Raw genomic sequence first — 14,017 nt, 5'->3', positions numbered from 1 at the left:
TCAACACCGCAGGGCAGTCGAGCGGCCCCATTGTGGGCCCGAGCCTCAACGGCGCGGGATTGGCTGCCATCGCCGACACGGACGCGGGTGTCCTGGACGGCGATGCCCGCTGGGACCACGCCGTCGGACCCATGCAGTTCATTCCCTCCACCTGGAACCTTGCGGGGCGGGACGGAAACGGCGACGGAACGGCGGACCCGTTCAATATCGACGACGCTGCCCTCAGCGCGGCGACCTATCTGTGCGCCCACGGCCGTGACCTCTCAACCGCCGCCAGGGGGCCCGGTGAATCCACGAGGTCCTTCAAGCCGCCGGCCAGGATTCAGGAGGCGGTGCCTTCCTCGGATGTGGCCGGCACTTCCCTTTAGTGGCGCCGGTTGCCGCAGATCACCTCGCGCAGCACCAGCAGCGCCCAGACGGCGCCGGGGATCCCGGGCGCCGCATCGATGGTGCGTCCGCTGCGCGATTGCGGGCGCATCGCGGCTATATTCTCCCATCGCCGGTCTTGAGTCGTTGGGTTCGATCACCCTAAAGTGAGTGCGAACGGCAAGCACTTCAGGAGATGACATGTCCCTCGTCCGCGTGCATAACTTCTCGGTCTCCCTCGACGGCTTCGGCACCGGCGAGGGCCAGCAACTCAACGCTCCGTTCGGTCACGCAGGCTCACGGCTGATGGAGTGGGCCTTCGAGACGCGCACCTTCCGCGAGATGGGCATCCACGGGGAGTCGGAGGGATCCTTCGGCGTCGACGAGGCGTTCGCCAGCCTGTGGGGGCCCGGGATCGGCGTGGAGATCATGGGGCGCAACAAGTTCGGCCCTCAACGCGGTCCCTGGGAGGACGAGGAGTGGAAGGGATGGTGGGGCGATAACCCGGTCTTCCACACCCCTGTCGTTGTTCTGACACACCACCCCCGGCCGGTACTGAAGATGGAAGGCCGAACAACCTTCCATTTCGTTGACGCCGACCCCGTCTCCGCGCTCAAGCAGGCCCGCGCCCTGGCCGGTGACCTCGATGTCCGGATCGGTGGCGGCGTCAGCACGGTCCGACAGTTCCTCGAGGCCGATCTGATCGACCACATGCACATCGTCCTCGTGCCGATCGTCCTGGGCCGGGGCGAACGGCTCTGGGACGGACTAGAAGGACTCGAACAACGCTTTGACATCGAAGCGACCCCTTCTCCATCCGGGGTTCTCCATCTGGTCTTCACCCGTCGCACGGCCCGGTAGGCCGACACGGGAGCGACGCCGCCCGCATCTATGGCATTTTTCCCTAGGGCTCGAGAGGACGGAGTGTTTGAGCCAGTACTCCTGGGGTTACCAGCGTCAGCAAGCTCTGACAAAGACCCCAGCATCGCTTGTTGGGCGGGACGGTCGGTCCATTCCCGCAAGCCGATGTCCGTCGGGGACAGTTCGGGTTCCGCCCGGGTATGCGCATGGCGCTGGCCTGCACCTTGGACTGTGGACTGAGTCTGACCCGTCCCGGCTTAAGGGAACGGAGTAAGTGCTTTCTTCTATGAGCCGTGCTTCCCCATCTTGATTTGTGCTCTGATGGAACCCATCGTGGTCGGCTTTGTCAGAGGGAATTCGAGAATTGTTTGCAGAGTCCGTTTGTCAGGTCCGCGCTGGTTTTTCCTTGGCCGTGCAGATAGGCGGCGTTACTGGCGCGCCTGGCCTTCTCCTGTTGCAGGGACAGGCAAACTCTCATGTCTGGTGGGATGGGCTTCGTGAAGGGTTCGAATCTGAATTCCAGACCATCACGATGGATTACCGGGGAACCGGAGCAAGCCGCGGACCCGTCGGTTCCTGGAGTATGGAGAGTTTCGCAGCCGACGCTGCTGACATTTTGGATAGTGCCGGGATCGCTGATGCTTTCGTTTATGGAACGTCGATGGGCGGCCGCGTGGTCCAGATGCTCGTGGTACGTCACCCGGATCGGGTGAAAGCCCTGGTCCTGGCGTGCACCACCCCCGGCGGGCCTAATACCGTCGCTCGCTCCCGGGAAGTCAGCGATGACTTGCCCGAGCTACTGCGACTGACCGGCTCGACGTCCTGCACAATCTGTTCTACACCCCGGTGGAGAACGCCCGTCTTCTTACTGACCGGATTCCGGGTGCGCAGCTGCAGGTCTATCCCGGGAGCAGGCACGGATTCTTCGAGGAGTTCCCACCACGGGTCCCTCCGGCCGTGATCGAATTCTTCACAGGATTCCGCACAGACTGAGGGGCCTGCTTGTCTGGCGGCCGCCTCCTAGCATTCTGGCGGCCACCGGTAAGGGCCCGGTGCCTTGTTTACCGGGATGAGCGGGGCAATCTCTGTTGTGAGCCATGGTCCAGGTGCCCACGGACAGCGTCTTTACCGGCGGCCTGGATTTGCCGCAACTAGTCTCGATGATCGTTGGCGACTTCTTGGCCATACTCGAATTCGTCAAGCAGTCCCGCCCGGCCGATGACCTCGGGAATTCGGTGAAGTACGTTCCACGGTTGCCGCCTTGGCGTAGTAGCGCGCCAGCGGATATTGGCGTATCGGCATATTGGCCTCTCAGGCGGCGGCAGCAAGGGGCCGGCGTGGGGGAGTGGGTGGCAGAAGAGCATGTGTGCGGCCGCGGCGGCCGTCCACTTCACGCTGACCGACGTGCTGAAGGGATACATATGAAAAAGCGTGTACCTAATGGACGTGGCCGCCGGCCTTTTGCAGGGCGACAGCGTCGCCGGCCGGCCAGCCGCAACGCCAACAATCCCACTCCATACCGTGTCTACACAGCCATCTCAGAACAGGGCGGTATCCGCGCCGGGGAACCAACCGCCATCCGACGGGGCCTGCAGTCGACCCTGAACCCGCATCCGGTCCTGCGGGACGGCGCTGGTTCCCTGGCAGGGCTACCGGACTCCAAGCCGGCCCTGGAGCTGCTGGGGCATTCCCGTACGGCGAGGCGATCTCCGTGATCTTTTCGTCCCCGATGACATCATCGCGTTCCTCTACGCACAAGCAACTGTCCAGACGCCCAGCCTCAGGGAATGCATCCTGTGAATCGTAGGCTGAACATCTAAGGCCCAATCAGAATTAAAGCTTCATCCACGGAAGGCTCCACAATGTACGTATCACAAACCAACTACGCGCGAAAAAAATCTCAGAAGGGTTTACAGAAAAGGTCACGGCACTTACGGAACTGATGCGTTGACCATGAATCATGTCATGGACCGCGCTGCTGTAGCCATGCTTGCGGCAGCCTCTGAAAACTTCAGCAGCCCAAGCGATGAAGTGGATTACTTCTTGATTGTTTCTTCAGGAATCATCACCAAGAAGACCCTTCTCAGTAGTGACAGTTTCTTCAGGATCGTTCTGTCAGGCGATGACTCAGAAACCTACACTGTGATTCTGACTGAGAGTACGGCAGCAGAGATTCAGGTAGACCGTTCGCTCAAGAAGTTCTGATAGCTGCTCCAGAAGTCGTGCAAGTCTCCTGCCGCAAACCCAGCGCCTCGCTCTTGTGTTGGTCCTCATGCTTATCAACGCGAGAGCGACCGGTTCCGGCGCTCAGCATCATTTGCAGACTGCCCAGGTTCCCTCCGGCGGTGCCTGATGATCGCTGCCAGCCCGGGCTTGGCTAATGGGTTCGCCTTGCCGGGTAAGGGCTCCACCGGCGGCGCTCCCGATTTGGTCCATTTCGTCGGTGGGTTCCACGGAAATCAGGAGGATGCCGAGGTCGCGGATCTTTGTGAGCAGCCCGTGCAGGGCAGCTTGGTCGGGGACGGGGCCGCTGAGGCTTGTCGTGCCGTCGCTTTCGCGGGCCAGGGCGAGGTCTCCGAACCACGCTGACCAGTGGTCGTCGAGGTGCCCCTTGACTCGAAGCCGGTAGCCGAAGGGTACATGGGAACCAGTCATGAGGGCCGGGCCTTGCCCGGTGTCCTGACTGTTCGGTTGCCGCCGCCGCGAATAATGAGCTCCGCTGCAATGAGGTTCAGGGCCCATCCGGCCCCCAGCATGAGGTCGGTGGTGAGTTCGCTGACGCCGAAGACGGCATTCCCGATGCCTTGGGTGAAGACTTGGGTGCCGGCGCCGAGAGCCAGTGCGTAGGCACGTGTCATCCAGGCCCGGTGAAGTCCGACGTCGGCGCGGCGGATCGCCGCGAAGCCGAGGATGATGCTGGCCGCCATGCCAGAACCAAACGCCAGGCGGAAGATGTAGGCGAGCTCCCCGGTGCCGGGCTGCCGGGGGTAAAACTGCGTCATCCACAGTGCGGAGAACGCAACGGCCAATCCCAGGACCACGAGGACGCGTCCGGCCGCACGGTGCGAGGCGGGCCAACGGCGTCGGAATCGGTGCGAGAACTGGAAGGCGCCCAGGACTGCGTAAGGGATCGCGCTGACGACGTGCACGACCACGGGCACGGGTGAGGCCGTCATGCGGGTGTTCTCCGGGATGAGCGACGGTCCGCCGGCGAGCTCGATAAGCCGTAATGAGCCCGCAGCGGCGGGGAACAGGACGAGGGCGACCAGTGCGAACGGCACCCACCCGGTCGATCGCATCGACCGGGCGGGCCGCGCTGCCTTGTAGATGGTCACTTGGCGCCGGCCGGGTTGAGCGGGCGGCTTGCGTTTTGGGGCAGGGATCGACTCGCCCCGGCGCGCTGGTCCCGCCACAACGAGTATCCCAGGCCCACCATTGCGACGCCTGTGGGTATGGCGAACAGCCTTTGATTGAGCTGCGGCAGCAAGGGGATGGCCAGAGTCGCCACGGAACCTGCGGCGAGCAGCACGGCGGCCCAGCGGGCGAGGACTTTGGCGCGGAAGAGCGCGATCCCGAACAGGAGTCCGCCGCCCAGGAATGTGGCCGCGGACGCGAGGTTAAGGACTTGCATCAGGCCGATGTCACCGCTGGCTTGCCCGCCAGTAAACACGGCAAAGACGTCGTTGACGTATCCGGGTGCAGTGTGGGAAAGAGTCGAAAATACAACGGCCCCGATCATTTCAACGCTCGTCATGATGAGGTAACCGGTGCCGAACACGAGGTACCCGATCAGGCCCAACAGCCCGGCTTCCTTCACCTGGCGCAGGTACATCCCGGTGATGCCAGCCAGCGACAACACGGCCATGAGCACCTTCAAGCTTTGGCGGACCGTGTACTCGGTGGTGGTGGCGAACTCGGCATCGAGTTGGGGGTGGTTGATTTGGACGCCGATGAACAGTAGGCCTGCCGCGACGGCGGACAAGCCGGCCACCCGGGTGAGGTTGGTGGTGGTGATGGACATCTTCGACTCCTGGGTGTGGGTTTCCGCATCAGGGCGTTGCGGGATGATTCAAACCTAGGGAAGGGCTGGGTGCGCAGGCATCACCCCATGATGTGAGTGACAGGGTGAGATTTGGCTTTGCCCGTTATGTGAGGCCCCGGTCGCGCACCTGGCTGACCGCCGCCCCTCAACTTCGCTTGAGTCGACGCGTCAGCCGGTACTCCCGACGGTGGAGAAACTGAACCAGTTCATGGGCGGCGGGCTCGGACGAACGTCGCAACACTGGCTGAACGGCCGGACGGGAACCGTAATGGAGAGAGTCCTACGTGACGGACGATGCCCGGCTATGTAGTTTCGACAGGCCTATCGGTGGCGTGTCCGTACTGGGACCAGCCGCCGACGAACAGTCTGCCTTTCCCGACTCCCAGTTGCTCCAGAACCAGCAGGTTGTGGCAGGCGGTCACTCCCGATCCGCAATAAGCAATGATGTTCTCGGCGAAGACGACACCGGCCCCCGCGAAATTCTTGCGCAGCTGGGATCGGTGAGTGGCCGACCGAACCGGGTTCCGCTCTGCCGCGCCGCGGCAATGCCCGCGTTCACGCGTTCGACGATCAGCTCCCGCTCGTACTCGGCCAAAGTCGCAAGCATGCTCAGCATCAGGCGGCCCGACGTTGTTGTGGGGTCGATCCCGTCCGAAATGGACCTCAGGTACACGCCGCGTTCCCGCAGCAGGTTCACCGTGTTCAACACATCGATCAGGCACCGGCCGAGCCGGTCCACCCGCCACACGACGACCGTGTCACCCGGCTCCACATACGCGAGGAGCTTCTTCATCCCGGGCCGCTCAATGGCTGCCTTGCTTCCGGACGTGACGTCAGCGAAAACATCACGCTTCTGCACCCCGGCATCGACATGCGCGTCGAGCTGCAACTTGGCGTCCTGGCCCGACGTACTCACACGCGTCTACCCAAGATGTCTCGCCCGGCAATTGTGCCTCAGAAACCCCTCCCGAGCACCCACCTAAGACAACTTGCGGTGAGACAACTTTCCAAGACACGGGCCGGCCCTGTACGACGCCGATTCCTTAGACCCTCTAAGGCACGACGTCCGTGTCTCGAAAAACTGTTGCTTTCCAAGACGGCGGCACCTGAAGTCGCTGCGGCTGTGTTCAGGGTGGTCATTGGCTCTTCTCAACCGACTCGACCACGAGGACGCGCAGCACCGTTCCTCACGCTGCAGCAACCCGCGGCCTCATCGCGAGGAGAAGTGCAGGCACCTTCGCTCCTGGACACGGGCCCCCACGATCTGTACAGCTTCCCCAGCCGGGCACAGGGTTTAGGGACCCGCCACACGTCCCAAGTGTCGGTTTTCGGTGGGATCTCCGTGACCATGCCGTGGGGTCAGCCTGACAGCTGGGCGCCAGGCCACTCGCCGCAGTAGTCGATACAGTTCCCATGATCCCGGAACCACCAAACACGGACCCAGGGTGTATCAATGGTGCCTTGCTTGAATGCACCAGTGGACGCCATGCGGCCTACTGGTACTCAGCGACAGCGGTAACCATCATCATGCCCGCCGCCACCGCCGCCGCGAGGGCGGCCAAGGTGGTGGCCCAGGTCAGCACGGAGCGTTCTTTGTGGTGTATAATGCTGACCAACCCGAGGGCAGTTGCGGCGGCTGCGGGTCCAATACATGCCTGCCCAAGGGAGTTCCACACCCATGAGTAGGATGGATATTTCATCATCGGCAGAAGCGTGATCCACGCGATGAGGGTTGCCACCACAGTGATGGCAGCGAAGAGCAGGCTCCAGCGCCCGGAGGCTGATCGTGGTGTGACTGCCAGGGACATGTCTTCCGCCTAGGGGTGGGGTGTAGAAAGACTGATTAAAAAGGCGAGATCAAAGAAGGCCAGCTGCGCCGGGCCGGCGACCAGTGCGATGGCCGACAGCACCGAGCGGTCCCGATAACTGATAATTGCCGCCAGCGCCAGGGCTGGTCCGGCCATCACCGCCGCCGGTGTCAGGACGGCCCACGGGCTGAACCCGAGAACCAGGCCGACCGCCAGGAAGGCCGCGGCCCACCACCCTGCCGCAGTTGTCGGCAGGAAGCGAATCGTGGCTCCATCAGCCAGGAACGCCGCGAGAATGCCCAGCACGGCCGCCGCAATGAGCGCAGTGGTACCGGCTGAGATGAACACGTCGGGAGTGACGGGCACCTGCATGCCCGCCGAGATGCCTGCCGAGGCAGCAGTCATAATCGCGGCCGCAAGGATGAGGAACGCCAGAGCCCAGTAGCCAAGCCGCGTCCGGACTACGCGATGCTTTCGCGCCTCGGCTGCGATCGCTGTGGCGGCGCTGAGAACAAAACCGCCGACGACGACGGTGGCCCAGATCGCTGGCCCCGCTGGCGAAGCACCCCACGGCAGCAACGCCGCGGTCAGGGCTGTGATGAACAGGACCACGGCCGTCCGGGTCAGCCAGGCAACCGGCAAAGCACGATGGTGGGTAATTGTGGATTGGATCGGAATTGCCATCTGAGGCTCCACATCGGTCTGGAATTTCGCCTGTGAAAGGTGAACTGGGGATGGAAATAACCGCACAAGGCACAGTCGGAGGCTGTTGGACCCAGATCATTAGGCGACCATGCCACTCGTTCCGAAGGGCACTGCGTTCCTATAAGAGGATCGCCTGATCGATACGCCGAGGCTAGGGCTCAAAGTCCTGTCAGCAGGCGCACAGGGGCTTCATAGTTCAAGACTCAACCCCGGGCACCTCTTAACGCATCAACCATCGGCCAGCGGTTAGCCCGGGCCACGAGAATATCAGTGGGTGGTTTCCACCCCCATAACCCCAGCACCTTCGACCCGCCCGCAGAACCAGACAGCTGACGCGATGGCCAGCGCGGGCAACGTCCTACCCAGCCCAATAATTGAGAGTCAGCAAAGCGACATCTAGCGCTGCGAAAAGACCGCCATTCATTGCCCAAATTCACAACCACTCGCCGTCGTCCGCGGTTCAATGACATCGGGCGGCGATACCCGACTTCTGGATATCAACGCCAGGCTCAGCGACCGGACGACTGCCACCAGCGATGACCCGGATCATGACATCTTGACAGGTACCGACGCCGGGAGACCAGAGAAGGCTCTCGTCGGCCGCATCATGGCAGACGGACATCCCCTTCACAAAGTACGGATCGGAACGCAGGTCTAATACCCGCCCGGCAGCAGGAACTCAATCCTGCATCGCGCGGCCCCTGAGACTGCCGGCGCGGTGGACGCGGACCTACCCGAGGAGGGCGATCTACCAGGTGCTGTGGACCAAGGGCTGCAGAGCGATTGAGAATGCTGCCCAGGATCGTTTGATGGGCTACTGCCGGAACCGTGGCTGGACCGTCACAGATACCCGGCAAGATCGTCCCTACGACGCTGAAGCGGTCCGGGGTGCTGAGCGAATCTACTTGGAATGAAAGGCACCCAAAGCAGGGGAGGCTCGGTCATAGTCACGCGCAATGGTGATCTCGTTTTCTGCGTGTGCTTGTTCCTCTCGGGTGGGGCGCGGCGCGGTCATACCTGTTGTGAGAATGCCCGGGCTTCCTTCGGCCGCAGCTTCATATACTCCGCCAGCAGCAGCAGCAGCAGCAGCAACGACGACGGAGCGTAGATCGTCGGTGGCACCTGAGTTATGGGCAAATCACTTGTTCTTGCTGCCAGACACGCGACCCGTGGCCGTGGTGGGGATTCAGAGGGTTTGTGGCAACCTGCGGTCTAGTCGCGATGCTGGTGAGCGTGGCGCGCGTCCCGGCCCGCCGGCCGCACAAGAGTCCTGGCTGACGTGATCATTCTCGGGACCCTGCGTTTGTGAGAAAGAACCGCGCCGCCGGGGCCGGTTTGAGGAATGGGGTACGGTTTCGAAGTCCTCGAGAAACGTTTGACGGCGGGGTCAGCCGGAGGTCAGGACAGGCAGTAGCCACGAGATCAGGATGACCGATGAATGAGCATGAAATCTTCCACATACCGCGATAACGCAGGTCCCGGTGGCGGGATGGCCCCGGCGAGCCGCCTGCCACCGTCGGGCCCCGCACGGCAGGTGGCGTGGCAGGGGGAAACATCGGCCGCATCCAGCCCGAAGAGCAACAAACGCGCTGGTGCCGGAGTGTTTATTGCCTCACTGGCGTTGGCGGGCTTGCTCGGCGGGGGAGCGGCTGCCGGGGCGGCGTCGATTTGGAGCTCCGTGGCCCCGGGGTCACGGAGCTCCTCAAACGGCCCAGTACACGCCGGTGATCATCAATAATCCCGACGGCGTCAACGCTGTGACGGCGGCCGCGCAGAAGGCCTCGCCCAGTGTGGTTACCATCAGTGCCAGACATCGGAGTCAACGTGGCTATCGCCTCGGCCGACTCCACGTCCTCCTCAACGGCCCAGTCAGGGAACATCGGCGTCGGCTTCTCCATCCCGATCAACGACGCGAAACGTGTCGCCAGGGAAATCATCGCCGTGGGTCCGGCCACGCACGGTCAACTCGGCCTCTCGGTCTGTGACAGGGCCTCGGGAACCTCTTCAGGATTCACGGCAGGGGCTGAGGTTGCGGCTGTGACGCAGGGCGGGGCGGCGGACGAAGCCGGTATCAAGGCCAGCGACGTGATCACCGAACTGGGGGGCCGGAGTATGACGGATGCTTCCGAGCTATCTGCGGCAGCACGCGAACAGGCCGCCGGGGCCAGCGTAAAGGTCACCTTCGTCCTCGGCGGCCAGCAGCAAAGCACTGACGCCACCCTGGGGGCGGCCACCGCGGGCTGACGCCTCTGCCGGGCAGCCAAAGGTAAGGCCGAGGACGGTTGTGAGGTTTCCTGCGCAGGGCGGCAGGGCGTAGACAACCGAGTCGACATGGGCGGTTTGACCGGTGTTGGATTGGATGCTGCAGACCGTCGTGATGAGGTACAGCAGCCTTGAGTCTTCGGAGCCGGTTTTAGACCCGACGCCCCGGGGCGTACGATCGAAAACGCCCGCGACGGCCGTGCCGCGGGCCGCGCCTCGTGCGAGCTCCGGCCCATGGCAGGCGGCGATGGGGCTGAGTCCTTCCATGCGGGACTCCGCGATGCGCTCCAGCCCGCTGCCGCACGATGAACCTTGAGCCTCCCACAATGCCGGCGATTTTGGGGCCATGCGCAAACTGGTTGACATCCGGAATGACGGGGACTATTGGTTGGCATGTCCGACACATACAGACCGGCCAAGGAGTAGATATGGAAGGCACGCCCTACGGAATCGTGCATTTCTTCGCGGGAGGCACGAAGGACCAGTACGAAGCCTCAATTGCCGCTGTTCACCCGGGGGAGGGGCGCCTGCCCGACGGACAGATCTTCCATGCCGGAGGCTCCTCCGCCGGTGGCTGGACCATCATGGCCGTCCACGAATCGAAGGAGAGCTGGGAGAAATTCCGCGACGGCATCCTCCTTCCCCGGATGCAACAGGGCATCGAGGGTGGATTCGCGGCACCGCCCGAAGAGACCGTTATCGACCTGTACAAGATCATGCCCTAGCGATGCGGGGAGGGCGCCGCCAAGGAATCTGAAGGGCTGCCTGTCGTGCGCTTGTGGTCGATGTGGAGGGGACGGCCATCGACGCCAAGGTGAACTACTTCGAGATCGGCTCGGCCGACCCGGTTGCTCCACGGCATAGGTGGCCGCCGAGGACAACATTGCCTGTGCCGGTCTCGATGAGGCCCCAGAGGTGGCGTCCAGGCACCACATGGCCCGGTGCGGCAAGATCGAGATCAGGGCCCGTGGAGGGCGATGGGGGTGCTGGCCAAACGCCCGGGAGAGAAAAGGTCACCAAAGCCCTCATCGCCGCCCTTGACCACGAGGATGCTGGGATCCAGGAGAGTGTCGCAACAGGATCGAACACCAAAGTGCTCTGCGGTTCAGTTGACGAGGACTTGCCGGTTCATCAGGGGGCGGGAAGAAGATGTTCCCGTGGAACCTATATTTGGTGCCCGCGAGCATTGGCTATGAGCTTCTCAACGTGCCCAGAGGGCAGTAAACCCAGGTCGTGCTGGAGCTTGCCTTGATACTTCTCGAAGGTGCGAAGGGCGGCGGCTATGTTTCCAAGATTGAGGTCGGCCCGAATGAGAAGCCTGACGGCGCTCTCGTAAAGCGGCTCAATTTCCAAGGCAGCCTCCGCCGCTTCAGCCGCGATCGCGTAATCGCCGCTGGAGAGGGAGGTCTCCGAAAGGTTAGTGAATGCCCGCAGCCGATCCTGCAGCAGCCGGTTTTGTTCAAATATCACCCAGTCCTCGTACCAGCCTGGCAGCAATTCCGCATCGCGCAAGTTGAGGAGTGGCGAGATGCCGTTCTGCCGCGCCCCGGCAGCCAGTTCCCGAAGCTCAGCCCTGACCCGGTACAGATCAACGTCCACGTCGTCGCTGAGGGAAAGCATTGGGCCATCGTTGACGAGAAGGCCCGGGAGCTGCCGGGACACTATGTGTACACTGACCCGCAGGCTTTCCAGCGCCCGCGCGTCGGGATACTCGGGCCACAACATGCCAACGAGGTAGCTGCGGAGCCTGGGTCCACGCAGCGCCAAAGCGGCAATCAGGCGTTGTTGGCGTGCTGCAACATGCACAGCCCCACAGTCTCCACGTATTTGCCAGGACCTGAGCAGGTCCAAATTCATTCGTCCGCTGGCGTTGTTGCCCATCGAAACCTGATTCCGGCTCGGTCTGACTATTTGAAGCGTGCAAGACATGAGCATCCTCATGTTGTTGGGCATTGTCAATGAGCTTTTCCCTAATCTCCCTCCAACGTTTTATCCGGAGAATTGTCCGTTGCTTATATGGCAAACAAAATTTGAAACTGGCTACTTCAAATTGAGCCTCTGCTATCATTTGTCGACCACCAGGATTGGTATTCTTTGTTAACGATTCCTTGCGCTCCTAGTCCTGCCGGGTCTGGGCAGAAAGCCAGCGGGCGGACAATGTCCAGCATTTCATCCGGATCGGCAGTTGCATCAATGTTGGGCTCATCGTGGGGATCCAGGCGCATCGACATCCGTGCGCAAAAGCCGCGCGGCGTGTCTTGCTCGGCCCGAGTGCGGATAACGAGGGTGCCCAAAGAAGCCATCTCCGCCCCAGTGCTAGCACCATCGGACGCCCCTGCTATATTGGGGTCCCTTCTCAATGCGGCCACGCCCTTCCTCGCTAAGTCTTCAAAGCCCACCGATCGGCTGCATTTTTTGCGAGTCAGGAGGTGCTGGCCGACAAGTCATGCATCCCTGGTTTTGCGAATCAGTGCGACCAGAAAGTGAAGGTTGGTTGATCTTGCCGCAGACGAATCAGGAGGCGCAGGGCTTTTAGGAAGGATTGGTCAAGGTTGCCCATGCTTTGCTAGGTGGCTGTTTCCGGGCCGGGCTAGCTGCGAAGCCGCTCCAGCGGAATTTGACTGAATAGATGGCGTGGCGCGGCAGTATCTACGTTCCAAGACGAGGAACGCTGGTGATATTCCGACGCATGTATCGCGAGAGCCCTCGAGAATGCCGAAGTAATTCGAATAAGGGCCCGCGCCCCATTCGCTGGCAGCGCGTGCTCTGAAGCGTGTCAGCCAACTGCGGCCCACGTTTGGGGACCGACGATCCCGTCTGCGGTCAGTCCATTCGTGCGCTGGAAGGAGCGGACAGCCGCTTCCGTTCCGGGACCAAAAATGCCATCGACACTAAGGCGGTAGCCGAGGGCGGCCAGCTGTTGCTGGAGATACGTTACGTGCGCGCCTGTCGAACCGCGCCGGATCTGGGGTCGCGTCACCGGCGCTGCCGGACCGCCGGAGCTTCCGCCAGACGGGCTGGTGGGCGTGCTGCCGTTGGCCGAGCCCCCGGCGGGGGCCGGGAGGGTGAACGGGCGTTGGGCCATAAAGGCGGGGTTGAAACTGCCCGTGGTGTAGAGGTTCGGGACTTGGTCCGGCGGCATGCCGTTGAGGATCGCCTTGTGAAATGCGGTGTAGTCGCCTTGGAACGAGCCGCTGCCCCATGCTTGCAGCAGGGCGCCGGTGAATTGGCCATTGACTGCGCCGTCGTAGGAGAGCTGTGAATCTTGGCAGCCGGCAATCAGTATGACGCTTGCCGGTATGCTGGCGTCCGACTTGGCTCCGCTGAGGGCTTGAACAAACTGGTAGGTCCCGCGGCGGTTGTCGTTGTCGTGGCCTTGCACGGTGAGCGGCATGGCCTTGGGCGCGCCTTCGGTGACTTTGATCTTCTGCCCGGCATCCTTGGGCAGTGACCTCGCCTGTTCGAGCAATCCTTTGCGGCAGCCCTGGTTAATCATCTGTCGCACGGACGTGCCGCTGTGGCAGCTGTCTGCGCAGACCAGAATGCGCACTCCGGCGGCGAATTGCGACCACATCTGGTATAGCTCATCATCCACAATCTGCCGGTCGTAGGCTACCCAGGTTTCGTCCTGGGCGTCGGTCTCGTCACCGTTGTTGTCGTCCACCTGGCCGCCGTGGCCGGAGTAAGTGATCAGACAGATGTCTCCGGCAACAGCCTGCTGTGCCAGCAGGCTGATTTCGCCGATGATCGCCTGCGAAGTGGCCTGGTAGTCGAGCAGCTGTGTGGGGGTAAAACCCTGTGCGGAAGCGAGTTGCATCATGGAATTGGCATCATTGACACAGCCGCTGAGGGCCCCGTCCCAGCCGTTGTAGGCGTTCGGATCTACTCCATTCAGCCCGATGTGCAGCGAGTATCCTGTCATTGTCCTTGTCCTTTCTTGCTATGCAGCGGTTCCTTGTATGCAGCGGTCGCT

At 62.4% G+C, this 14,017-nt stretch carries 14 protein-coding genes; 6 read left to right on the top strand and 8 right to left on the bottom strand.

Features of this window, described 5'->3' with window-relative positions; all coding sequences use genetic code 11:
- The 4 genes from QCD75_RS18165 to QCD75_RS18150 all read left to right on the top strand — a co-directional run.
- The coding region (locus tag QCD75_RS18165; RefSeq protein WP_301230812.1) for a lytic transglycosylase domain-containing protein at positions 1–368 on the top strand (368 nt) is incomplete at its 5' end.
- Between the two features lie 199 nt (positions 369–567).
- Complete coding sequence (locus QCD75_RS18160) at positions 568–1,227, top strand: dihydrofolate reductase family protein (RefSeq protein ID WP_301230811.1); 660 nt, start codon at positions 568–570, stop codon at positions 1,225–1,227.
- A 412-nt stretch (positions 1,228–1,639) separates the two neighbouring features.
- Positions 1,640–2,188 carry an alpha/beta fold hydrolase gene (locus tag QCD75_RS18155; RefSeq protein ID WP_301230814.1) on the top strand — a complete coding sequence of 183 codons (549 nt, stop codon included), beginning with the start codon at positions 1,640–1,642 and terminating at the stop codon, positions 2,186–2,188.
- Positions 2,189–3,192: 1,004 nt separating this feature from the next.
- Complete coding sequence (locus QCD75_RS18150; protein ID WP_301230810.1) at positions 3,193–3,432, top strand: hypothetical protein; 240 nt, start codon at positions 3,193–3,195, stop codon at positions 3,430–3,432.
- Between the two features lie 108 nt (positions 3,433–3,540).
- Here QCD75_RS18150 and QCD75_RS18145 read toward each other — a convergent pair whose 3' ends face one another.
- The 6 genes from QCD75_RS18145 to QCD75_RS18115 all read right to left on the bottom strand — a co-directional run bounded on the left by QCD75_RS18145 (position 3,541) and on the right by QCD75_RS18115 (position 7,761).
- Positions 3,541–3,882 (bottom strand): hypothetical protein, encoded by a 342-nt coding sequence (locus QCD75_RS18145; protein ID WP_301230809.1) that lies wholly within the window; start codon positions 3,880–3,882, stop codon positions 3,541–3,543.
- The gene (locus QCD75_RS18140; RefSeq protein ID WP_301230808.1) at positions 3,879–4,508 is read right to left on the bottom strand and encodes a DUF2306 domain-containing protein; all 630 of its coding nucleotides are present in this window, start codon (positions 4,506–4,508) and stop codon (positions 3,879–3,881) included. Before QCD75_RS18140 ends, QCD75_RS18145 begins: the two co-directional genes overlap by 4 nt.
- Positions 4,509–4,558: 50 nt before the next feature.
- Positions 4,559–5,248 carry a hypothetical protein gene (locus QCD75_RS18135; RefSeq protein ID WP_301230807.1) on the bottom strand — a complete coding sequence of 230 codons (690 nt, stop codon included), beginning with the start codon at positions 5,246–5,248 and terminating at the stop codon, positions 4,559–4,561.
- A 439-nt stretch (positions 5,249–5,687) separates the two neighbouring features.
- The gene (locus QCD75_RS18125) at positions 5,688–6,158 is read right to left on the bottom strand and encodes a recombinase family protein (protein ID WP_441005516.1); all 471 of its coding nucleotides are present in this window, start codon (positions 6,156–6,158) and stop codon (positions 5,688–5,690) included.
- A 604-nt stretch (positions 6,159–6,762) separates the two neighbouring features.
- Positions 6,763–7,077, bottom strand: coding sequence for a hypothetical protein (locus QCD75_RS18120; RefSeq protein ID WP_301230806.1), 315 nt, complete (start codon positions 7,075–7,077; stop codon positions 6,763–6,765).
- A gap of 9 nt (positions 7,078–7,086) precedes the next feature.
- Positions 7,087–7,761: a hypothetical protein gene (locus QCD75_RS18115; protein WP_301230804.1), complete on the bottom strand. Its 675-nt coding sequence runs from the start codon at positions 7,759–7,761 to the stop codon at positions 7,087–7,089.
- 1,824 nt (positions 7,762–9,585) lie between these two features.
- On the opposite strand from QCD75_RS18115, the gene QCD75_RS18110 reads away from it, so the two are divergent.
- Entirely contained in the window at positions 9,586–10,026 is a 441-nt protein-coding gene (locus QCD75_RS18110) for a S1C family serine protease (protein ID WP_301230803.1), read from the top strand.
- A gap of 446 nt (positions 10,027–10,472) precedes the next feature.
- Complete coding sequence (locus QCD75_RS18105) at positions 10,473–10,769, top strand: hypothetical protein (RefSeq protein WP_301230801.1); 297 nt, start codon at positions 10,473–10,475, stop codon at positions 10,767–10,769.
- Positions 10,770–11,208: 439 nt separating this feature from the next.
- On the opposite strand, the gene QCD75_RS18100 is transcribed toward QCD75_RS18105, so the two are convergent.
- Both QCD75_RS18100 and QCD75_RS18095 read right to left on the bottom strand, forming a co-directional pair.
- Complete coding sequence (locus tag QCD75_RS18100) at positions 11,209–11,850, bottom strand: AfsR/SARP family transcriptional regulator (RefSeq protein ID WP_301230800.1); 642 nt, start codon at positions 11,848–11,850, stop codon at positions 11,209–11,211.
- Between the two features lie 970 nt (positions 11,851–12,820).
- A complete protein-coding gene (locus tag QCD75_RS18095; protein WP_301230799.1) occupies positions 12,821–13,966 on the bottom strand; it encodes a caspase family protein in 1,146 nt (381 codons plus the stop codon).
- Between the last annotated feature and the right edge of the window lie 51 nt (positions 13,967–14,017).

The sequence above is a fragment of the Arthrobacter sp. PsM3 genome, assembly GCF_030433895.1.
Taxonomy (GTDB): Bacteria; Actinomycetota; Actinomycetes; order Actinomycetales; family Micrococcaceae; genus Arthrobacter.
Note: the sequence above shows the minus strand (reverse complement) of the source record. Positions and strands in the feature narration are given on the sequence as shown.

What these genes read in the sequence shown, in the direction of transcription:
- QCD75_RS18160 (WP_301230811.1), top strand. Translation starts at nt 568, where the DNA reads ATGTCCCTCGTCCGCGTGCATAACTTCTCGGTCTCCCTCGACGGCTTC.
- QCD75_RS18150 (WP_301230810.1), top strand. Translation starts at nt 3,193, where the DNA reads ATGGACCGCGCTGCTGTAGCCATGCTTGCGGCAGCCTCTGAAAACTTC.
- QCD75_RS18145 (WP_301230809.1), bottom strand. Translation starts at nt 3,882, where the DNA reads ATGACTGGTTCCCATGTACCCTTCGGCTACCGGCTTCGAGTCAAGGGG.
- QCD75_RS18135 (WP_301230807.1), bottom strand. Translation starts at nt 5,248, where the DNA reads ATGTCCATCACCACCACCAACCTCACCCGGGTGGCCGGCTTGTCCGCC.
- QCD75_RS18120 (WP_301230806.1), bottom strand. Translation starts at nt 7,077, where the DNA reads ATGTCCCTGGCAGTCACACCACGATCAGCCTCCGGGCGCTGGAGCCTG.
- QCD75_RS18115 (WP_301230804.1), bottom strand. Translation starts at nt 7,761, where the DNA reads ATGGCAATTCCGATCCAATCCACAATTACCCACCATCGTGCTTTGCCG.
- QCD75_RS18105 (WP_301230801.1), top strand. Translation starts at nt 10,473, where the DNA reads ATGGAAGGCACGCCCTACGGAATCGTGCATTTCTTCGCGGGAGGCACG.
- QCD75_RS18095 (WP_301230799.1), bottom strand. Translation starts at nt 13,966, where the DNA reads ATGACAGGATACTCGCTGCACATCGGGCTGAATGGAGTAGATCCGAAC.